This window comes from Anoxybacillus ayderensis (assembly GCF_013761015.1).
Classification (GTDB): domain Bacteria; phylum Bacillota; class Bacilli; order Bacillales; family Anoxybacillaceae; genus Anoxybacillus; species Anoxybacillus ayderensis.
Genome location: NZ_JACDUV010000001.1, coordinates 110882 through 132238 on the forward strand (window position 1 = coordinate 110882; position 21357 = coordinate 132238).

The following is a 21357-nucleotide window of genomic DNA, read 5'->3' on the forward strand; positions in this document are numbered from 1 at the left end:
CATGAATTTACATTTTACAGAAGAACAACAAATGATGCGTCAAATGGTGCGCGAGTTTGCCGCAAATGAAATCGCACCGTTTGTCGAGCGCATGGAGCGGGGAGAGTTTCCGCGCCCCATCCTTGAAAAAATGGCGGAGCTCGGTCTTATGGGCATTACCGTCCCTGAACAATATGGTGGGGCAGGAATGGATTTTACGTCATACATTATCGCCATTCATGAAATTTCAAAAGTGAGTGCAACGGTTGGGGTCATTTTATCTGTCCATACGTCTGTCGGCACAAATCCGATTTTATATTTCGGAACGGAAGAGCAAAAGCAAAAATATGTGCCGAAGCTAGCGCGAGGAGAATATTTAGGGGCGTTTTGTTTAACAGAGCCAGGATCAGGATCCGACGCAGCAAGCTTAAAAACGACGGCTGTTCGCGATGGTGACCATTACGTATTAAACGGCTCAAAAGTATTTATTACAAACGGTGGAGAAGCGGATACGTACATCGTGTTTGCCCGCACAAATCTAGAAGAAAAGGGAAGCAAAGGAGTTAGCGCATTTATTGTTGAAAAACAGACGCCTGGGCTTGTTATCGGAAAAGACGAGAAAAAAATGGGGCTTCACGGATCGCGCACAGTACAACTGTCGTTTGAAGATATGCGTGTGCCAGCAGAAAACTTGCTCGGTCAAGAAGGGGACGGATTTACAATTGCGATGGCTAATTTAGATGTCGGGCGCATTGGAATTGCGGCGCAATCGCTCGGCATTGCCGAAGCAGCGCTGGAACATGCGACGAGCTATGCGAAAGAACGCATGCAGTTCGGCAAGCCAATTGCCGAGCAACAAGCAATCGCTTTTAAACTAGCAGATATGGCAACGAACGTCGAAGCGGCAAAACTGCTCGTGTATCATGCTGCCTTTTTGCGTTCAAACGGCATGCCGTGTGGAAAAGAAGCATCGATGGCGAAGCTGTTTGCATCAAAAACAGCGATGGAAAACGCTATCGAAGCGGTACAAATTTTTGGCGGAAACGGCTACACAGAAGACTATCCGGTTGAGCGGTTATTCCGCGATGCAAAAGTATGTGAAATTTACGAAGGGACGAGCGAAATTCAACGGCTTGTGATTAGTAAACATTTGTTAAAGGGGATGGGAAAATGAATTTTCAACTAAGTGAAGAACATGAAATGATACGAAAAATGGTGCGCGACTTTGCGAAAAATGAAGTGGCACCGACAGCGGCGGAACGCGATGAAGAAGAACGATTTGATCGCAGCATTTTTAACAAAATGGCGGAGCTCGGTTTAACGGGCATTCCGTGGCCAGAACAATACGGTGGCATCGGCAGCGACTATTTAGCATACGTCATCGCTGTCGAGGAGCTTTCCAAAGTGTGCGCCTCGACAGGAGTGACGCTATCAGCTCACATTTCGTTAGCGAGCTGGCCGATTTATAAATTTGGGACAGAACAACAAAAACAAACGTATTTACGGGCGTTAGCGACAGGTGAAAAGCTTGGCGCATACGGTTTGTCTGAGCCAGGGGCAGGTTCTGACGTTTCAGCGATGAAAACGCGTGCAGTTCGCGATGGCGACCATTACGTACTAAACGGCTCAAAAGTATGGATTACAAACGGCGGAGAAGCGGACATTTATGTCGTGTTTGCGGTCACGGACCCAGAGAAAAAGCATCGCGGCATTAGCGCATTTATTGTTGAAAAAGGAACGCCTGGGTTTTCGATCGGGAAAAAGGAGAAAAAGCTCGGCATTCGTTCATCGCCAACGACGGAGCTTATTTTTGAAGATTGCCGCATTCCGAAAGAAAATTTACTCGGCGAAGAAGGGGAAGGATTTAAAATTGCGATGATGACGCTCGATGGCGGACGAAACGGCATTGCGGCGCAGGCGGTTGGAATCGCGCAAGGGGCGCTAGATGCGGCGGTTGAATATGCGAAAGGGCGCGTTCAATTCGGCAAGCCAATCGCAGAACAACAAGGCATCGCTTTTAAACTAGCGGATATGGCAACGGCCATCGAAGCGGCGCGTTTATTAACATATCAAGCAGCATGGCTCGAATCAAACGGCTTACCGTACGGAAAAGAATCAGCGATGGCGAAATTGTTTGCAGGGGATACAGCGATGAAAGTTACCGTTGAAGCGGTGCAAATTTTCGGCGGTTACGGCTATACGAAAGACTATCCAGTAGAACGTTTTATGCGCGATGCAAAAATTACGCAAATTTATGAAGGCACGCAAGAAATTCAGCGCATCGTTATTTCAAGAATGTTAACGAAATAGGAGTGATGTAATGAAGAAGCGTGAAGTGCCCGCGTCTGTGAAAGACGAACGGCTTGTGAAAAAAAGGCGCAATCAAATGATTAAAGGGGCGATTTCGTTATTTAAACAAAAAGGGTTTCATCAAACGACGACGCGCGAAATTGCCCGCGCTTCTGGCTTTAGCATCGGAACGTTATACGAATACATTCGCAAAAAGGAAGACGTTCTTTATTTAGTGTGCGACCGAATTTACGATGAAGTACGCGATCGAATGGAGCAAGCCATCGATACGACAAAAGGGGATTTAGACGGATTAAAATTAGCGATTGATTACTATTTTCGCGTTGTTGACGAGCTGCAAGACGAAGTGCTCGTCATGTATCAAGAAGCGAAGTCGCTCGGCAAAGAATCGCTGCCGTACGTGTTAAACAAAGAATTGCAAATGGTGGCGATGTTTGAACATATTTTACGGCGCTGTGTCGACAACGGGGTATTTTCGCTTACAGAACAAGAAATTCAATTGTTTGCACATAACATTTTCGTTCTCGGTCAAATGTGGGGGTTCCGTCGGTGGGCGTTGAAAAAAATGTATACGCTCGATGAATATATTGAATGGCAAACAAAGCTATTGCTCGAAGGTATTATGAAGCGGTAGCGAAAGGGGATGGGAGAAAGATGGCGCACATTTATCGTCCAAAACATCACGTTCGCTTTGTGACGGCATCGAGTTTGTTTGATGGGCACGATGCGGCCATTAACATTATGCGCCGCATTTTACAAGCGAGTGGAGCGGAGGTTATTCATCTAGGCCATAATCGTTCAGTAGAAGAAATTGTGAACGCTGCGATTCAAGAAGACGTACAAGGGATTGCTGTATCCTCGTATCAAGGCGGACATATGGAATTTTTTAAATATATGTACGACTTATTGCAGCAGCGAGGCGCTTCGCATATTCGCATTTACGGTGGCGGTGGCGGCGTGATTATTCCAAGGGAAATAAAAGAATTGCACGCGTATGGTATCGCTCGTATTTTTTCACCAGAAGACGGGCGGCGTTACGGGTTGCAAGGAATGATTAACATCATGATGGAAGAATGCGATTTCCCAACGGTCAGAGAAATAACAGATGAAGTGGAACGATTAGCAAACGGAGACGTTCAAGCGGTGGCGCGATTAATTACTGTGTGTGAAAACCGCGTGAATGCCCATAGTGAAGTAGCTGCGACAGCAGAAGCGGTTTTACAACGGGTTAAAGCGATGGCCAAGCGCGTTCCCGTCGTCGGGATTACCGGAACAGGTGGAGCCGGCAAAAGCTCGCTCACAGATGAGCTCGTCCGTCGCTTTTTAAATGAAATTCCTGAGAAAAAAGTGGCGATTTTATCGGTTGATCCGACAAAACAAAAAACGGGCGGTGCATTGCTTGGTGACCGCATTCGCATGAATGCGATTTCTTCCCCGCGCGTCTATATGCGCAGCTTAGCGACGCGCAGTTCGCGTTCGGAATTGTCGCTTGCGATTCAAGATGCAATTGAAGTCGTCAAAGCGGCAGGCTTTGATTTAGTGATCGTAGAAACGAGCGGCATCGGTCAAGGCGATGCAGCGATTAAAGATATTTGTGACATTGCGATGTATGTGATGACGAGCGAGTTCGGCGCCCCATCGCAGCTCGAAAAAATCGATATGATCGACTACGCCGATCTCATCGTCATTAATAAATTTGAACGCAAAGGTTCAGAAGATGCGAAACGCCAAGTGCAAAAACAATATCAACGAAGCCATCAATTGTTTGATCGCGATGTGAGCGAAATGCCTGTATTCGGCACGATCGCAAGCCAATTTAACGACCCGGGAACAAATACGCTCTTTGTCGCATTAATCGATTTAATTAACGAACGAATGGGAACGAATTGGACGACGACGTTGCAAAAAGTGGATCATGTCGAAAAACAAAATGTGATCATTCCGAACGAACGGCGCCATTATTTGCGCGAAATTGCTGATACGATTCGACAATATCATAAACGCGTCAATGAGCAATGTGACATCGCTCGCCGCGTATTTCAGCTTGAAGGCGCCATTGAAACGATGAACGAGCGCCATGATGAACAAGCGTTGGCAGCTTTGCAAGAGGCTAAGCGAGCATATGAAGAAAAATTAACACCAGAGTCAAGAAAGTTATTAGCTTCATGGGAAGATGTGAAAAAGAAATATAGCGCAGAACAGTTTGTGACAAAAGTGCGCGAGAAAGAAATTGTCACACCGCTAAAGACGAAAAGTTTAGCAGGTTTAGACATTCCAAAAGTGGCGTTGCCGAAGTTTAAAGATTACGGGGAAATTTTACGCTGGCTTTATAAAGAAAATGTTCCAGGTGCATTTCCATTTACAGCTGGTGTATTCCCGTTTAAACGGCAAGAGGAAGATCCGAAGCGACAATTTGCTGGAGAAGGTACGCCAGAGCGGACGAATCGCCGCTTCCATTACTTATGCAAAGACGACCCAGCGAAACGGTTAAGTACGGCATTCGACTCCGTGACGTTATATGGAGAAGATCCGAATGAACGTCCAGACATTTTCGGAAAAATTGGCGAGAGTGGTGTAAGCGTTTGTACGTTAGATGACATGAAAAAGTTGTACAAAGGTTTCGATTTGTGCGATCCCCTCACGTCCGTATCGATGACGATTAATGGACCTGCGCCGATCATTTTAGCGATGTTTATGAATACAGCGATCGATCAACAAGTGGAAAAGAAAGAAGCAGAGCTCGGTCGAAAACTGACGCAAGAAGAATACGAACAAGTGAAAGCGCAGACGTTACAAACGGTACGTGGAACGGTCCAAGCGGACATTTTAAAAGAAGACCAAGGGCAAAATACGTGCATTTTTTCAACCGAATTTGCTTTGCGCATGATGGGAGATATTCAACAATATTTTATCGACAATCGTGTCCGTAACTATTATTCTGTTTCCATCTCAGGCTACCATATTGCGGAAGCTGGAGCAAATCCGATTACGCAATTAGCGTTTACGCTTGCGAACGGCTTTACGTACGTCGAATATTATTTAAGCCGAGGCATGCACATTGATGACTTTGCACCAAACTTATCATTTTTCTTCAGCAACGGCCTTGATCCAGAATATACAGTAATCGGTCGAGTAGCAAGACGCATTTGGGCGGTTGCGATGCGAGAAAAATACGGGGCGAACGAACGAAGCCAAAAGTTGAAATATCACGTACAAACATCAGGACGTTCGCTTCACGCCCAAGAAATTGATTTTAATGACATTCGCACAACGTTACAGGCGCTCATGGCGCTTCATGATAACTGTAACTCGCTTCATACGAACGCTTACGACGAGGCAATCACAACGCCGACTGAAGAGTCTGTCCGTCGCGCGATGGCGATTCAGCTCATCATTACAAAAGAACATGGGCTAACGAAAAACGAAAATCCGCTACAAGGTTCATTCATTATCGAAGAATTAACAGATTTAGTTGAGGAAGCGGTGTTGAAAGAGTTTGAGCGTCTCGATGAGCGTGGCGGTGTGCTTGGCGCGATGGAAATGCAATATCAGCGTGGCAAAATTCAAGATGAATCGATGTATTACGAAATGAAAAAACATAGTGGGGAACTGCCGATCATTGGCGTAAACACATATTTAAATCCGAACGCAGCAGTCGAAGAAGAAATTGAAAGCTTGCAGCTCGCGCGGGCATCATATGAAGAAAAGCAGCTTCAACTCGAAAACTTACGCAAATTCCATGAAGAACATAAAGACGAAGTGGAAGAAGCGCTTGCGCGGTTAAAACATGTCGCGGTAAGCGGCGGAAACATTTTCGCCGAGCTGATGGAGACAGTCAAAGTCGCTAGCTTAGGACAAATTACAAAGGCGTTGTATGAAGTCGGTGGACAATATCGCCGCAATATGTAATGTCGGGGGATGTCCCGACATTTTTTTTGGGCAACGCTCTAGCATAAAGTAAATGAATTTGTTTATAATGAATGGTATGGATTTTTGTTGTTTTCATACGTTGGAGAAAGGGAGTGCGGAAAGTGAGTTTGGAGCAATACTCTCAAGAACAATTGCGAGAGATGTCTTTTGTCGAACTTGCATATTTGCTATTGTGTGAGAAAAAGCAGACGGTATCTTTTCAAGAGATGGTCGAACAGCTAGTCGCGATTAAAGGATTATCTGAAAGCGAAGTGAGCGCGCGGTTGGCGCAGTTTTATACAGATTTAAACGTCGATGGACGGTTTATTTGTATCGGGGAAACAGCTTGGGGCTTGCGCGCATGGTATCCATACGACCAAACAGAAGATGAAGCGGTACCTGTCGAGCGCGTGAAGAAGAAGAAAAAAGTGGCGGATGACTTTGATGACTTTGATGACATGATCGATGAAGACGAATTAGTATATGACGATTTAGATGAAGAATTATTAGACGATGAAGAGCTGTTAGACGATGATTTTGTATTAGATGAAGATGAAGAAGTGATCGATGATTTATTAGATGAAGAACTAGATTTAGATGACGCCCCGCTTGATGAAGAGCTGGACGTCGTCGATGAAGAATTAGAGTTAGAAGAAGACGAGGAATTATAACCTTGACTTTTTACATCGATATATGTAGAATTCTGTTTGGGCTCTTTTCATAGAGATACGTTCGCTCCCTTACATATTTGTAAGCGGAGCGTTTTTATTTTTCCCCGAATTCGCACACACTGTAACTATTCCAAATGAGTTGAGGGGGAAGGTTTGATGACGAAATATATTTTTGTAACAGGCGGCGTCGTTTCATCGCTTGGGAAAGGAATTACGGCTGCTTCACTCGGTCGATTATTAAAAAATCGTGGTTTGAAAGTAACGATTCAAAAATTTGATCCGTACATTAACGTTGACCCAGGAACGATGAGTCCGTATCAACACGGAGAAGTGTTCGTCACAGATGACGGGGCGGAAACGGACCTAGATTTAGGTCATTATGAACGCTTTATTGACATTAACTTAAACAAATACAGCAACGTGACAACAGGAAAAATTTATTCGACCGTATTGAAAAAGGAACGCCGTGGCGACTATTTAGGCGGAACAGTACAAGTTATTCCGCACATTACAAACGAAATTAAAGAACGTGTGTTCCGAGCAGGACGTGAAACGAACGCTGACGTCGTCATTACGGAAATTGGCGGAACGGTTGGCGACATCGAATCTCTTCCGTTTTTAGAAGCGATTCGTCAAATTAAAAGCGACGTCGGTCGCGACAATGTGATGTACATTCATTGTACGCTTGTGCCGTACATTAAAGCGGCAGGTGAAATGAAAACGAAACCGACGCAACATAGCGTCAAAGAATTGCGCAGCTTAGGCATTCAGCCAAACGTCATCGTCGTGCGCACAGAAATGCCGATGTCTCAAGATATGAAAGATAAAATTGCTTTATTCTGTGACATTGATCCGAAAGCGGTCATTGAAGCGCGCGATGCTGATACGTTATACGCTGTACCGCTCATGCTTCAAGAACAAAAGTTAGACCAAATTGTTTGTGAGCATTTAAAACTAAACTGCAAAGAAGCGGATATGACAGAATGGATCGCACTCGTTGAAAAAGTGCGCAATTTATCAAACAAAACAACGATTGCACTCGTTGGAAAATACGTTGAGCTTCAAGATGCGTACATTTCTGTCGTGGAAGCGTTACGTCATGCAGGATATGCGTTTGATGCGGATATAGACATTCGTTGGATTAACTCAGAGCATGTCGATCGCGACAATGTGGCGCAGTTGCTTCAAGGAGTAAATGGTATTCTCGTTCCAGGCGGATTTGGCGATCGTGGAATCGAAGGAAAAATTGAGGCGATTCGCTATGCGCGTGAGCAACGCATTCCGTTCCTTGGCATTTGTTTAGGTATGCAGTTAGCATCTGTGGAGTTTGCTCGTCATGTCGTCGGATTAAAAGATGCCCATTCAGCAGAAATTAATCCAAACACACCACATCCGATTATCGACTTATTGCCAGAACAAAAAGATATCGAAGATTTAGGGGGAACGCTTCGTCTTGGCTTGTATCCGTGCAAGCTCGTTGAGGGAACGAAAGCGTACGAAGCATATCAAGATGAAGTCATTTATGAGCGCCATCGCCATCGTTATGAATTCAACAATGAATATCGTACGATGATGGAAGAAAACGGTTTTGTCTTTTCAGGAACAAGCCCAGATGGCCGTCTTGTAGAAATTATCGAATTGAAAGATCATCCGTGGTTTGTCGCAGCGCAGTTCCATCCGGAATTCACATCTCGTCCGACGCGCCCGCAACCACTTTTCCGCGAATTTATTCGCGCATCGCTAGAAAAATAATAGAGGATGTCCGCTATGGGCATCCTCTTATTCATATTCGGCAACCATTTCTTTTGTCATTAGCACTAAACTATGATAAGCGAACAAAGCGGCGACAGCCGAAGGGAAGCCGATACGTGTGCCATCTTCTGTTGGAACGAGGGGCTGTTTTAAACATAAATCAATATGTACGTCGACGTAGTCAACGAGCGACGGTTTCGTTTCCTCTGCGATAGATGACATACCGATCGTCCATATGTTTTGTTCGTGAAGCTGTTTGGCGATGCGAATCGCTTCTTCATCTGTGCAAAAGCGCGAAACGATGAGCACGCGGTCAGCCGTTGTTACTTCGTTCATGTTTAGCGGTTTAACGTTCGGCAATTTTTCAGCTCCATGTAGCGCTTCAGCAACGACAGCTTCCATTTCGTCCATGCCGTAAACAAAAATGGTGCCGTCGCTAATGATCGCTTGGGCAAATAAACGGGCAGCATCTTCAAACTGCTCTTCTTCTTGCGCACTTATTCGCTGAAACACACCTGCAAGCTGCGTCGATAATATTTTTAACATAATCCATCTCCTTTTCATGCGACTTTCGCTTTGTTGCCCATTATATTAAAAAATAAAAAAATGATCAAAATTAGAACATGAAGCAGGATAAATGGTAAAAATTTCGAAATAATGATACGATAATAAAAATAGGAATGTTACATATGAAAAAGAGAAAATAGAGGTGTTTATCATGGCGGGGAAGATTTTGATTGTGGACGACCAATTCGGCATTCGCATTTTATTAAACGAGGTGTTTCAAAAAGAAGGATATGAAACGTATCAAGCAGCAAACGGTGTTCAAGCGCTCGATTTGTTTGCGAAGCACTCCCCCGATTTAGTGTTGTTAGATATGAAAATTCCAGGCATGGATGGGGTAGAAATTTTAAAGAAGATGAAAGAAATGAATGAACATGTAAAAGTCATCGTGATGACGGCTTACGGCGAACTCGATATGATTCATGAAACGAAAAAGCTTGGTGCGCTGACCCATTTTGCGAAACCTTTTGATATAGACGATATGCGTGATGCAGTGAAAAAATATATTGGTTAACCGTTGACAGCTTTTTGAACTTTTTTCACAAAGTTTTGTTCGTTTCGGTGAATAAGGTTGATGTATGGAAACAAAGTTTGTTATTCTTATAATGTACATACTATTCGATATCGTCTTGTATAAATTTGTCGTATTTTGGTCATTGTACATGTGAAAGGCGCTTTCGGATAGTGAATAATGGCTACATTTAAGGAGGATTTAGCGATGCCTTTAGTTTCGATGACGGAAATGCTTAAACAAGCATTGGCAGGCAAGTATGCAGTCGGTCAATTCAATATTAACAACTTAGAATGGACACAAGCCATTTTAGCAGCAGCGGAAGAAGAAAAATCTCCTGTGATCCTTGGCGTGTCTGAAGGAGCAGCTCGCTACATGGGCGGCTTCAAAACGATTGTGAACATGGTGAAAGGATTAATGGAAGACATGAACATTACTGTTCCTGTCGCGATTCACCTTGACCACGGTTCAAGCTTTGAAAAATGTAAAGCAGCGATTGACGCTGGATTTACATCAGTCATGATCGACGCATCACATCATCCGTTTGAAGAAAATGTTGAAATTACAACAAAAGTTGTTGAGTATGCTCATGCGCGTGGTGTATCTGTTGAAGCGGAGTTAGGAACAGTCGGCGGACAAGAAGATGACGTTGTTGCAGAAGGAATTATTTATGCAAATCCAGATGAGTGCGAAGAGCTTGTCAAGCGCACAGGCATTGACTGTTTAGCGCCAGCGCTCGGTTCTGTACACGGTCCATACAAAGGAGAGCCGAAATTAGGATTTAAAGAGATGGAAGAAATTCGCGATCGTACAGGTGTACCGCTCGTTTTACACGGCGGAACAGGTATCCCGACAGAACAAATTCAACGTGCCATTTCGCTCGGTACATCTAAAATTAACGTCAATACAGAAAACCAAATGGCATTTACAAAAGTTGTGCGCGAAGTGCTAGCGAAAGATGAAAAAGTGTACGATCCGCGCAAATTCCTCGGCCCTGGTCGCGACGCGATTAAAGAAACAGTCATCGGCAAAATGCGCGAATTCGGTTCTTCCGGCAAAGCGTTGTAATACAAGCCGCGCCGTTTCAGCCTTGCTGAAGCGGGCGGTTTTGTTTCATTCCATTTTTGAAAGCGTTTAGGAGGTTGAAAATTATGAAATTTTTTATTGACACGGCAAATATTGATGAAATTCGCCACGCCCATGAACTAGGCATTTTAGCGGGAGTAACAACAAATCCAAGCCTCGTGGCAAAAGAAAACGTATCGTTCCACGATCGTCTTCGTGAAATTACTTCTCTCGTTTCCGGTTCCGTTAGTGCGGAAGTGATCGCAACCGATGCAGAAGGAATGATTGCAGAAGGGGAAGAATTAGCAAAAATCGCACCAAACATTACAATTAAAGTGCCGATGACGCCAGAAGGATTAAAGGCGGTAAAAGTATTTAGCGAAAAAGGAATTAAAACAAATGTCACCCTCATTTTTAGCGCGAATCAAGCGCTGTTAGCAGCGCGTGCTGGTGCGACATACGTATCGCCGTTTTTAGGTCGTTTAGATGATATCGGTCATAACGGCTTAGAGTTAATTGAAACGATTGCGAACATTTTTGCCATTCACGACATTGATACAGAAATTATCGCCGCATCTATTCGTCACCCACAACATGTGACAGAGGCAGCATTAAAAGGTGCACATATTGCGACAGTACCTTACAACGTGCTTATGCAACTATTTAAACATCCGCTTACAGATCAAGGCATCGAAAAGTTTTTAGCAGACTGGAATAAAGCAAACCAAAAATAATGATTTAGCAGTTTTCCGTCGCGTTCTAGGACTTGCTTTGCGAGAAGGGAGACACATATGGAAAAGTTAAAAATCGTTGGCGGTGACCTCCTTCAAGGCTCCGTGCGCATTAGTGGAGCGAAAAATAGCGCCGTCGCGCTCATTCCAGCCGCTATTTTAGCCAACTCACCTGTAGTCATTGAAGGGTTGCCGAACATTTCAGACGTTCATGTGTTAGGACAGTTAATTGAAGAAATTGGCGGTACATTTCATTTTGACGAAAACGAAGTCGTCATTGACCCGTCGCATATCGTTTCCATGCCTTTGCCGAACGGAAAAGTAAAAAAATTGCGCGCGTCATATTACTTGATGGGCGCGATGCTTGGACGTTTTAAAAAAGCGGTCATCGGTCTTCCGGGTGGCTGCCATTTAGGGCCGCGGCCGATCGATCAGCACATTAAAGGGTTTGAGGCGCTTGGAGCGAAAGTGACTAACGAGCAAGGAGCGATTTATTTACGGGCGGAAGAGCTTCGTGGAGCGCGCATTTATTTGGACGTTGTCAGCGTTGGGGCGACGATTAACATTATGTTAGCTGCCGTCCTAGCAAAAGGAAGAACAATTATTGAAAACGCGGCAAAAGAGCCGGAAATTATTGACGTTGCGACGCTGTTGACGAACATGGGTGCACGCATTAAAGGAGCAGGAACGGATGTCATTCGCATTGACGGTGTAGAACAGTTGCACGGTTGCCGCCATTCCATTATTCCGGATCGCATTGAAGCGGGAACGTATATGATTATCGGTGCAGCCATGGGGAAAGAAATGATTATTGACAACGTCATTCCCCAGCATTTAGAAGCAGTCATTGCAAAAATGCGAGAAATGGGTGTCGTTGTCGAAACGAGCGATGACCAAATTTTTATTGCGACGAAAGATCATCTTCGTGCCGTCGATATTAAAACGCTCGTTTACCCCGGCTTTCCGACCGATTTACAACAGCCATTCACTTCACTATTAACGAAAGCGTCTGGGACGAGCATTGTGACAGATACGATTTATAGCGCCCGATTTAAACATATCGATGAATTGCGGCGCATGAACGCCAATGTGAAAGTCGAAGGACGTTCAGCCATTATTACAGGTCCATCACGACTACAAGGAGCGAAAGTGCGTGCAACCGATTTGCGTGCAGGTGCCGCGCTTGTCGTCGCCGGATTAATGGCCGAAGGGGTTACAGAAATTACAGGATTAGAACATATTGATCGCGGCTACAGCAACTTAGTTGACAAACTTGTCAACCTTGGCGCTACCGTTTGGCGCGAACAAATGACAGAACAAGAAATCGAGCAACTGAAGAACACATAATGCACCAAAGGGGAGAGGGAGAAACGATGGAAAGAAGTTTATCAATGGAGCTTGTCCGCGTCACAGAAGCGGCTGCATTAGCTGCAGCCCGCTGGATGGGGCGCGGGAAAAAAGACGAAGCAGACGAAGCGGCCACGTCTGCGATGCGGGACGTATTTGATACGATTCCGATGAAAGGAACGGTCGTCATCGGTGAAGGGGAAATGGACGAAGCACCGATGCTATATATTGGAGAAAAGCTCGGCAACGGGTACGGTCCGCGCGTTGATGTGGCGGTTGATCCGCTTGAAGGAACGAACATCGTCGCTTCTGGTGGATGGAACGCGTTAGCGGTCGTCGCTGTGGCGGATCACGGCAATTTGCTTCATGCGCCAGATATGTACATGGACAAAATTGCGGTTGGGCCAGAAGCGGTCGGCATGATCGACATTAACGCGCCAATTATCGATAATTTAAAAGCTGTTGCTAAAGCGAAAAATAAAGATATTGAAGACGTTGTGGCGATCATTTTAAATCGTCCGCGCCATGAGCGCATCATTGCGGAGTTGCGTGAAGCAGGCGCGCGCATTAAGCTCATTAATGACGGTGACGTCGCTGCTGCAATTAATACAGCGTTTGATCATACAGGTGTAGACATTTTATTTGGGTCAGGAGGCGCTCCAGAAGGGGTGTTAGCCGCTGTGGCGCTCAAATGTCTCGGCGGGGAAATACAAGGGAAGCTATTGCCGCAAAACGATGCGGAACTCGAGCGATGCAAAAAAATGGGGTTAGATGTAAACCGTGTATTGCGCATGGAAGATCTCGTAAAAGGGGACGATGCCATTTTTGCCGCAACGGGTGTAACGGACGGAGAATTGTTGCGCGGTGTGCAATTTAAAGGAACATACGGCGAGACGCACTCCGTTGTCATGCGCGCGAAATCAGGTACCGTTCGTTTCATTGAAGGTCGTCATAGCTTAAAGAAAAAGCCGAACCTCGTCATTAAATAATCGCGAGATGCGCGAACTTTTCGCGCGCTCGCTCTTTTTCTATTGATTGACAACATAAAAAAAGGGTAAAATAGTCATGTTACGTTTCTTCTCGTAATCATCTTTTCATCTTCGCTGTTTCCATCCAAAAGAGCAATTCATGAAAATTAAATAAAAGAGTGGTGTAAGTATGGAGTTAGGAGATTTAACGATTGCAACGCTAGAAAATATGACGATTAAAGAGCTATATGAATTAGCTCGCCAATACAAAGTTTCATATTACAGTAAACTGACAAAGAAAGAATTGATTTTTGCCATTTTAAAAGCGCGCGCTGAACAAGACGGCCTCTTTTTCATGGAAGGCGTGCTTGAAATTATTCAATCAGAAGGATTCGGTTTTTTACGTCCAATTAACTATTCCCCTAGTTCGGAAGATATTTATATTTCCGCATCGCAAATTCGCCGCTTTGATTTGCGCAACGGTGATAAAGTATCAGGAAAAGTGCGCCCGCCAAAAGAAAATGAACGGTATTTCGGCTTACTGCACGTCGAGGCAGTAAACGGTGAAGACCCAGAAATTGCGAAAGAACGCGTTCACTTCCCGGCGCTGACACCGCTTTATCCGAACCGACAAATGAAACTAGAGACGACACCAGACAAGCTATCTACTCGCCTCATTGATTTGATTGCTCCGATCGGATTCGGTCAGCGCGGTTTAATTGTTGCGCCTCCGAAAGCGGGAAAAACGATGTTGTTAAAAGAAATTGCCAACAGCATTACGACAAATCATCCAGATGTTGAACTTATCGTTTTGCTTATTGATGAGCGCCCAGAAGAAGTGACGGATATTGAACGTTCTGTATCGGCGGATGTCGTCAGCTCGACGTTTGATGAAGTGCCGGAAAACCATATTAAAGTGGCAGAGCTTGTGCTCGAACGTGCGATGCGCCTCGTTGAACATAAGCGTGATGTCGTCATTTTAATGGATAGTATTACACGTTTAGCGCGCGCATACAACTTAGTTATTCCGCCAAGCGGACGTACGTTATCGGGAGGAATTGACCCGGCCGCATTCCACCGTCCGAAACGGTTTTTTGGAGCGGCGCGAAACATCGAAGAAGGGGGCAGCTTAACGATTTTAGCTACCGCTCTTGTCGATACAGGTTCGCGCATGGACGATGTCATTTATGAAGAATTTAAAGGAACAGGAAATATGGAGCTTCATCTCGATCGTTCATTAGCGGAAAAACGAATTTTCCCTGCTATCGACATTCGTCGTTCTGGCACGCGAAAAGAAGAGTTATTAATTCCAAAAGAACATTTAGAAAAATTGTGGGCCATTCGTAAAACGATGTCAGATACCCCAGACTTTATTGAGCGATTTATTCATCGATTAAAGCAAACGAAAACGAACGAAGAGTTTTTTGCGATGTTAGATGAAGAGTGGAAAACAGCCGGAAATTTAAAACGGTTATAAATGGATAGTTGCAAAACAGTGATACGATTGTTATAATTTTATCATGTGTGTTTTTCATTGCATATAAACTCTGTTTCGAAAAGATTCAGGGCGGAAGGAGATGAAATAAGATGAAAGCAGGAATCCATCCAAACTATAAAAAAGTGATGGTTAAATGCGCGTGTGGAAACGAGTTTGAGAGCGGTTCTGTGAAAGACGAAGTGCGCGTAGAAATTTGCTCAGCGTGCCACCCATTCTACACAGGACGTCAAAAATTCGCTTCTGCTGCAGGACGTGTTGATAAATTTAACAAAAAATACGGCCTTAAGTAATCCGTATGTCATGAAAACAGGCAAGCGAACTTTTTTCACTTGCCTGTTTTTTTCGTGAAAGTTTGAAAGAAAGGGGTCGCCCTGATGTATGTTATGAAGCAATCCGGCTGGCTAGAGGTCATTTGCGGAAGCATGTTTTCCGGAAAATCGGAAGAACTGATCCGCCGCGTACGACGCGCGCAGTTTGCGAAACAAGAAGTGAAAGTGTTTAAGCCAGCGATCGATAATCGATATAGCGAAGAAGCTGTCGTTTCCCATAATGGAACATCTGTTATTGCTATTCCTGTGTCATGTGCATCAGACATTCGAAAGCACTTGACAACGCATACAGACGTTGTCGCGATCGATGAAGTGCAATTTTTTGACGAACATGTCGTTGATGTTGTTCAACAGCTCGCCGATGAAGGATATCGCGTCATCGTAGCAGGCTTAGATCAAGATTTTCGCGGCGAACCGTTTGGCCCTGTTCCAACGCTGATGGCGATTGCTGAATCGGTGACAAAGCTACAAGCGGTTTGCACCGTTTGCGGTTCCCCTGCATCGCGCACACAGCGGCTCATTAATGGGCGTCCAGCATCTTACCACGATCCCGTCATTTTAATCGGAGCAAGCGAATCGTACGAACCACGATGCCGCCATCATCATGAAGTGCCTGATCATCCAAAGAAAAATAAAGCATGTAAAGAAACGGCCACTCGTCCATAAGGGCGAGTTTTTTCATATGATCGTTTATGATATAATGAAAAGTCGAGGTGAGAAAAATGTTCGATCGTTTACAGGCGGTAGAAGCCCGTTATGAAAAATTAAATGAACTATTAATGGATCCAGAAGTATTAAATGACCCGAAAAAATTACGTGATTATTCAAAAGAACAATCCGATTTAGCGGAGACGGTACAAACGTATCGCGAATATAAATCGGTGCGCGAGCAGTTGGCGGATGCGAAAGCGATGCTTGAAGAAAAGCTTGATCCGGATATGCGCGACATGGTGAAAGAAGAAATTAGCGAACTAGAAGAACGTGAAGAACAGCTTGTTGAAAAGTTAAAAGTATTGTTGCTTCCAAAAGATCCGAATGACGATAAAAACGTCATTATGGAAATTCGCGGAGCGGCAGGTGGAGAGGAAGCGGCGCTTTTTGCAGGCGATTTATATCGCATGTATACGCGCTATGCCGAGTCGCAAGGATGGAAAACAGAAGTGATTGAAGCACATCCGACAGGACTTGGCGGCTATAAAGAAATTATTTTCATGATTCAAGGAAAAGGGGCATATTCGAAATTAAAATTTGAAAACGGTGCCCATCGTGTTCAGCGTGTACCAGAGACGGAATCAGGCGGACGCATTCATACGTCAACGGCGACAGTCGCTTGCTTGCCAGAAATGGAAGAAATCGAAATTGAAATTAACGAAAAAGATATTCGTGTCGATACGTTTGCCTCGAGCGGTCCGGGCGGGCAAAGCGTCAATACGACGATGTCAGCCGTTCGTTTAACCCACATTCCAACAGGCATTGTCGTGTCTTGCCAAGATGAAAAATCGCAAATTAAAAATAAAGAAAAAGCGATGAAAGTATTGCGTGCGCGCATTTACGATAAATATCAACAAGAAGCGCGTGCAGAATACGACCAAACGCGCAAACAAGCGGTCGGAACAGGCGATCGTTCCGAGCGGATTCGCACGTACAACTTTCCGCAAAATCGCGTCACCGATCATCGGATCGGATTGACGATTCAAAAACTTGATCAAGTGTTAGAAGGAAAATTAGATGAAATTATCGATGCGCTCATTTTAGACGATCAATCGAAAAAGTTGGAGCAAGCGAACAATGAGCAGTAAAATATATGAAGTCCTCCAATGGGCTTCTTCTTTTTTCCGAGAGCACGGGAAGGAAGAAACGGCAGCGGAATGGTTATTGCGTCATCATTTACACATGACGCGTGCGCAACTATTTGCCAATTTGCGTGAGCCGATCGATGAAACGTGCAAACAAACATTTGTGGCGGATGTGAAAAAACATGCGCTAGAGCATATCCCGATTCAATATTTAATCGGATACGAACAGTTTTACGGACGGACGTTTATCGTCAATGAACACGTATTAATTCCGCGCCCAGAAACAGAAGAGCTTGTTTCTCATGTGCTTGCCCGAACAACCGAAAAGCCGCTTTCCGTCGTTGATGTCGGAACGGGAAGCGGAGCGATTGCAGTGACGTTGTCGTTAGAGCGACCAACGTGGCATGTGTACGGTGTGGATATTTCTGCTTCATCGCTTGAAGTGGCGAAGCGAAATGCCGAGCAGCTTGGCGCTCGCGTTCATTGGTTAGAAGGGGATTTACTGCAACCGATTATCGACCGTGGTATACGAGTGGATGTTGTCGTTTCTAATCCGCCATACATTCCAGCACACGACATTTCGACGCTATCGCCTATTGTACAAAAAGAGCCGCTTCGAGCGCTCGTCGGTGGCGAAGATGGGTTGCTATTTTATCGTCGTTTAGCGAGCGAACTTCCGCATGTCGTTACCCCACAAGCGCTTATTGCGTTTGAAATCGGTCACGGACAAGGGCAAGCGGTGCAAACGATGTTGCAACAAACATTTCCTTCGGCGCGCATTGACGTCCTGTTTGATATAAACGGCAAAGAGCGCATCGTCATCGCCGATCTCGCTTCCGAGTAACATCGGAAGCTTTTCTTATATTTTTTCATTTTCATAGTTTATCAACTTCTCTTTCTGGTTACACTGCATAACAAGAAAGGGGAGGTAAACGATGAACAAATACGTTATCATTTTATATATGACGATCGTGATGATTGGGGGCATTGTCACGATATATGGGCAACAAACAGAGGCGCAAAGCGATGTTGTGATTCCAAACGAGGCGGTACGGTTGCGCATTTTAGCAAATAGCGATTCACCAGAGGATCAAGCGTTAAAACGCGCGGTTCGTGACGCAGTAAATGAACAAATAACAACATGGGTTAGCGACTTAACATCATTTGAAGAAGCGAAACAAGTCATTGCCCAACATGTGCCAGACATTGAACAAACGGTCGCTCGCGTTCTTCGTGAGAAGAAGAGTAATCAATCGTACAACGTGACGTTTGGACGCGTGTCATTTCCGACGAAAATATACGGATCATATATATATCCAGCAGGTGAGTATGATGCTGTATTAATTACGCTTGGCAAAGGGGAAGGAGCAAACTGGTGGTGCGTCTTGTTTCCTCCGCTCTGTTTTCTCGATTTTTCCACAGGTGAAGCGGTTCGTCCTGTGGAAAAACAAATAGGGCAACAAGAACGAATCGATGAACAACCGCTTGTTGTGGAAGACGAACAGCAAATCGAAGTGAAATTTTTCGTTGCGGAAGTATGGAAAAAGCTTATTCAATAACATATCCACAAAATTATCAACAAAAAAGAGCGACTTATTCACAATTTGTGGACAATTGTTGTGTATTTTGGGCGAATCTTTTATACTCATTGAAGAAAAAAGTTGTAAAATGCTTGTAGAATGTTGATAAAAAAACAAGCGATTTGAATATTTATGAGGTGAAAACGTTGAAGACACATGTGTTTTTTGTGGATAAAAATGTGGATGATTTAAATACTTATCCACACATTTTGCAAGCTGCTTCGTATTTACAGCGAGGTGAACTTGTCGCCTTTCCGACAGAAACGGTATATGGTCTTGGGGCGAACGCGATGTCCACAACTGCTGTGGAGAACATTTTTGTTGCGAAAGGAAGACCGAGCGATAATCCACTGATTGTCCACATTGCGACAAAGGAACAACTGCACGATATTGCCTGCGACATTCCTCCTGTCGCACATACATTGATGGAACATTTTTGGCCTGGTCCACTAACGCTTATTCTTCCAAAAAAAGAAGCCGTTTCTCCACATGTGACTGCAGGGTTGAACACGGTGGCCGTTCGCATGCCGAATCATCCGATTGCCCTTGCGCTCATTCAGGCAAGCGGCCTGCCTATTGCTGCGCCAAGTGCGAATCGTTCCGGAAGACCGAGTCCGACGACAGCCAAACATGTGCTTGATGATTTAGATGGGCGCATTGCGGCTATTGTCGATGGGGGGGCAACAGGAGTCGGGGTTGAATCGACGGTTATTGACTGCACGACAGCCATTCCAACGATTTTACGACCGGGTGGCGTAACAAAAGAGGACATTGAACAAGTGATCGGTGTTGTGGATATCGATCGTGCGCTTGTGGAAAAAGGGGCGGTGCCGAAATCTCCGGGAATGAAATATACACATTATGCTCCGAAAGCGCCGTTAATTGTCGTGAACGGTTCTTCGACATTTTTGCAACAACTTGTGAATGAAAAGCGCGCCAACGGCTTAAGAGTAGGAGTGTTGACGACGGAAGAACGTCGTCACACATATGAAGCTGACGTTGTCATTCCTTGTGGACGACGGAACGATTTGCGAACGGTTGCTCAACATTTATATGATGTGCTGCGAACGTTTGATGAAACGAATGTGGATATCATTTATAGCGAGTCTTTCCCGAATGAAGAAATGGGTGTAGCCATTATGAACCGTTTATTAAAAGCAGCAGGTCATGAACAAGTTATGGAAAAATGACGTCTAAACGCCTTAGGATGTGCATATGTTAACGTGAAGGCACGTCCTAAGGGGGCATTCGTATGATTGGGGAAATGATCACATTAGCGATGATGGCATTTGCGTTAGGGATGGATGCATTTTCAGTCAGCTTAGGCATGGGTTTGCTTCGGCTTCGTTTGAAACAAATTGCTTACATCGGTTTAACAGTAGGTTTCTTTCATATCGTCATGCCTTTAGCAGGCATGATGATTGGGCAGCTATTATCTGTCCAACTCGGTCATATGGCGACGTATATCGGTGGGGGATTGTTGTTTATTCTTGGTGTGCAAATGGTCATCGCTTCGTTTCGTCATGAACAAGAACGTTGGCTGAGGCCCGTTGGCATCGGTTTGTTTTTATTTGCATTTAGCGTCAGCCTCGACAGTTTTTCTGTCGGACTCAGTTTAGGGATTTACGGAGTACAGATCGTATTAGCGGTCATGTCGTTTGGGGTCACGAGCATGGTGTTAACATGGATCGGTTTGCTTCTTGGGCGGCGCTTTCAACGTTGTTTAGGTACATATAGCGAGGCGCTAGGTGGCGCCATTTTGCTTTTGTTTGCATGCAAACTTTTATTTCCGCTATGAGCTGGGGCGTTTCCAGTTCTTTTTTCTTTTTTTTTGCTCTATATTTTGTCCAACCGTTTGCTTTATAATAATAGTAAACATGTGGGAAATGATGCGAGGTGTGAATCAGTGAATCAAACGAACGTTTTGTTTGTATGCACAGGAAATACGTGCCGCAGTCCGATGGCAGAAGCGTTGCTAAAGCATAAACAGTTGCCGCATGTGCAAGTGAGATCAGCCGGCATTTTTGCATTTGATGGAAGTGACGCTTCACAACATGCGAAAGCTGCGCTCGCTGAAAAAGGAATCGATATTGACCATCGTGCGACGTTATTATCGAAAGAACATATTGATTGGGCGACGTACGTGTTGACGATGACCGAAAGTCATAAACAACATGTGTTATCGCGCTTCCCAGAGGCAGAAGGAAAAACGTTTACGTTACATGAATTTCTTGGGGACGATAAAGATGTCGTTGATCCATTTGGTGGCTCCATCGATGTGTATCGTCAAACGTGCGATGAGCTCGAACAAGCAATCGAAAAGCTACATGAAAAGCTATAAAGCAAG

At 44.7% G+C, this 21357-nt stretch carries 21 protein-coding genes; 20 read left to right on the forward strand and 1 reads right to left on the reverse strand.

The features are described 5' to 3' along the window. Position 1 precedes the first annotated feature (1 nt). From HNR63_RS00570 to pyrG, 6 genes are all read left to right on the forward strand, one after another. On the forward strand, positions 2 to 1153 hold the full coding sequence (locus HNR63_RS00570; RefSeq protein WP_181519454.1) for an acyl-CoA dehydrogenase: 1152 nt from the start codon (positions 2 to 4) through the stop codon (positions 1151 to 1153). After that, on the forward strand, positions 1150 to 2289 hold the full coding sequence (locus tag HNR63_RS00575) for an acyl-CoA dehydrogenase (protein WP_009360988.1): 1140 nt from the start codon (positions 1150 to 1152) through the stop codon (positions 2287 to 2289). Before HNR63_RS00570 ends, HNR63_RS00575 begins: the two co-directional genes overlap by 4 nt. A 10-nt stretch (positions 2290 to 2299) precedes the next feature. Continuing rightward, a complete protein-coding gene (locus HNR63_RS00580; RefSeq protein WP_009360987.1) occupies positions 2300 to 2923 on the forward strand; it encodes a TetR/AcrR family transcriptional regulator in 624 nt (207 codons plus the stop codon). Positions 2924 to 2943: 20 nt separating this feature from the next. Beyond that, positions 2944 to 6198, forward strand: coding sequence for a fused isobutyryl-CoA mutase/GTPase IcmF (icmF, locus tag HNR63_RS00585; protein ID WP_085788620.1), 3255 nt, complete (start codon positions 2944 to 2946; stop codon positions 6196 to 6198). Between the two features lie 122 nt (positions 6199 to 6320). Next, on the forward strand, positions 6321 to 6869 hold the full coding sequence (gene rpoE, locus HNR63_RS00590; RefSeq protein WP_181519455.1) for a DNA-directed RNA polymerase subunit delta: 549 nt from the start codon (positions 6321 to 6323) through the stop codon (positions 6867 to 6869). Between the two features lie 156 nt (positions 6870 to 7025). Continuing rightward, positions 7026 to 8621 (forward strand): CTP synthase, encoded by a 1596-nt coding sequence (gene pyrG, locus HNR63_RS00595; RefSeq protein ID WP_042534956.1) that lies wholly within the window; start codon positions 7026 to 7028, stop codon positions 8619 to 8621. A gap of 27 nt (positions 8622 to 8648) precedes the next feature. Here the strand turns inward: pyrG and HNR63_RS00600 are convergent, their stop codons facing one another. Next, complete coding sequence (locus HNR63_RS00600) at positions 8649 to 9167, reverse strand: DUF2529 domain-containing protein (RefSeq protein ID WP_181519456.1); 519 nt, start codon at positions 9165 to 9167, stop codon at positions 8649 to 8651. Positions 9168 to 9339: 172 nt separating this feature from the next. Between HNR63_RS00600 and HNR63_RS00605 the strand changes: the two genes are divergently transcribed. The 14 genes from HNR63_RS00605 (at position 9340) to HNR63_RS00670 (ending at position 21351) form a co-directional block, all read left to right on the forward strand. After that, the gene (locus HNR63_RS00605; protein WP_009360982.1) at positions 9340 to 9699 is read left to right on the forward strand and encodes a response regulator; all 360 of its coding nucleotides are present in this window, start codon (positions 9340 to 9342) and stop codon (positions 9697 to 9699) included. A 204-nt stretch (positions 9700 to 9903) separates the two neighbouring features. After that, positions 9904 to 10764 (forward strand): class II fructose-bisphosphate aldolase, encoded by an 861-nt coding sequence (locus tag HNR63_RS00610; protein ID WP_021094333.1) that lies wholly within the window; start codon positions 9904 to 9906, stop codon positions 10762 to 10764. Between the two features lie 83 nt (positions 10765 to 10847). Beyond that, positions 10848 to 11495, forward strand: a complete 648-nt coding sequence (gene fsa / locus HNR63_RS00615) for a fructose-6-phosphate aldolase (protein WP_009360980.1) — start codon at positions 10848 to 10850, stop codon at positions 11493 to 11495. A gap of 57 nt (positions 11496 to 11552) precedes the next feature. Continuing rightward, entirely contained in the window at positions 11553 to 12839 is a 1287-nt protein-coding gene (locus tag HNR63_RS00620) for a UDP-N-acetylglucosamine 1-carboxyvinyltransferase (RefSeq protein ID WP_009360979.1), read from the forward strand. Between the two features lie 26 nt (positions 12840 to 12865). Beyond that, entirely contained in the window at positions 12866 to 13828 is a 963-nt protein-coding gene (gene glpX, locus HNR63_RS00625; protein WP_181519457.1) for a class II fructose-bisphosphatase, read from the forward strand. Between the two features lie 169 nt (positions 13829 to 13997). Continuing rightward, positions 13998 to 15284: a transcription termination factor Rho gene (rho, locus tag HNR63_RS00630; RefSeq protein WP_181519458.1), complete on the forward strand. Its 1287-nt coding sequence runs from the start codon at positions 13998 to 14000 to the stop codon at positions 15282 to 15284. A 110-nt stretch (positions 15285 to 15394) separates the two neighbouring features. Further along, the gene (gene rpmE, locus HNR63_RS00635; RefSeq protein ID WP_003397039.1) at positions 15395 to 15595 is read left to right on the forward strand and encodes a 50S ribosomal protein L31; all 201 of its coding nucleotides are present in this window, start codon (positions 15395 to 15397) and stop codon (positions 15593 to 15595) included. A gap of 84 nt (positions 15596 to 15679) precedes the next feature. Continuing rightward, positions 15680 to 16300: a thymidine kinase gene (locus HNR63_RS00640; RefSeq protein ID WP_181519459.1), complete on the forward strand. Its 621-nt coding sequence runs from the start codon at positions 15680 to 15682 to the stop codon at positions 16298 to 16300. Between the two features lie 56 nt (positions 16301 to 16356). After that, positions 16357 to 17433, forward strand: coding sequence for a peptide chain release factor 1 (prfA, locus tag HNR63_RS00645; RefSeq protein WP_006320978.1), 1077 nt, complete (start codon positions 16357 to 16359; stop codon positions 17431 to 17433). Beyond that, on the forward strand, positions 17423 to 18274 hold the full coding sequence (prmC, locus tag HNR63_RS00650) for a peptide chain release factor N(5)-glutamine methyltransferase (protein WP_181519460.1): 852 nt from the start codon (positions 17423 to 17425) through the stop codon (positions 18272 to 18274). Before prfA ends, prmC begins: the two co-directional genes overlap by 11 nt. A 91-nt stretch (positions 18275 to 18365) precedes the next feature. Beyond that, positions 18366 to 18989 carry a stage II sporulation protein R gene (spoIIR, locus tag HNR63_RS00655; protein WP_181519461.1) on the forward strand — a complete coding sequence of 208 codons (624 nt, stop codon included), beginning with the start codon at positions 18366 to 18368 and terminating at the stop codon, positions 18987 to 18989. A gap of 167 nt (positions 18990 to 19156) precedes the next feature. Beyond that, positions 19157 to 20200 carry an L-threonylcarbamoyladenylate synthase gene (locus HNR63_RS00660; protein WP_181519462.1) on the forward strand — a complete coding sequence of 348 codons (1044 nt, stop codon included), beginning with the start codon at positions 19157 to 19159 and terminating at the stop codon, positions 20198 to 20200. Positions 20201 to 20262: 62 nt separating this feature from the next. Further along, positions 20263 to 20808 (forward strand): manganese efflux pump MntP, encoded by a 546-nt coding sequence (locus HNR63_RS00665; RefSeq protein WP_085789041.1) that lies wholly within the window; start codon positions 20263 to 20265, stop codon positions 20806 to 20808. A gap of 108 nt (positions 20809 to 20916) precedes the next feature. Further along, positions 20917 to 21351: an arsenate reductase/protein-tyrosine-phosphatase family protein gene (locus HNR63_RS00670; protein ID WP_181519463.1), complete on the forward strand. Its 435-nt coding sequence runs from the start codon at positions 20917 to 20919 to the stop codon at positions 21349 to 21351. The last annotated feature ends 6 nt before the right edge of the window (positions 21352 to 21357 follow it).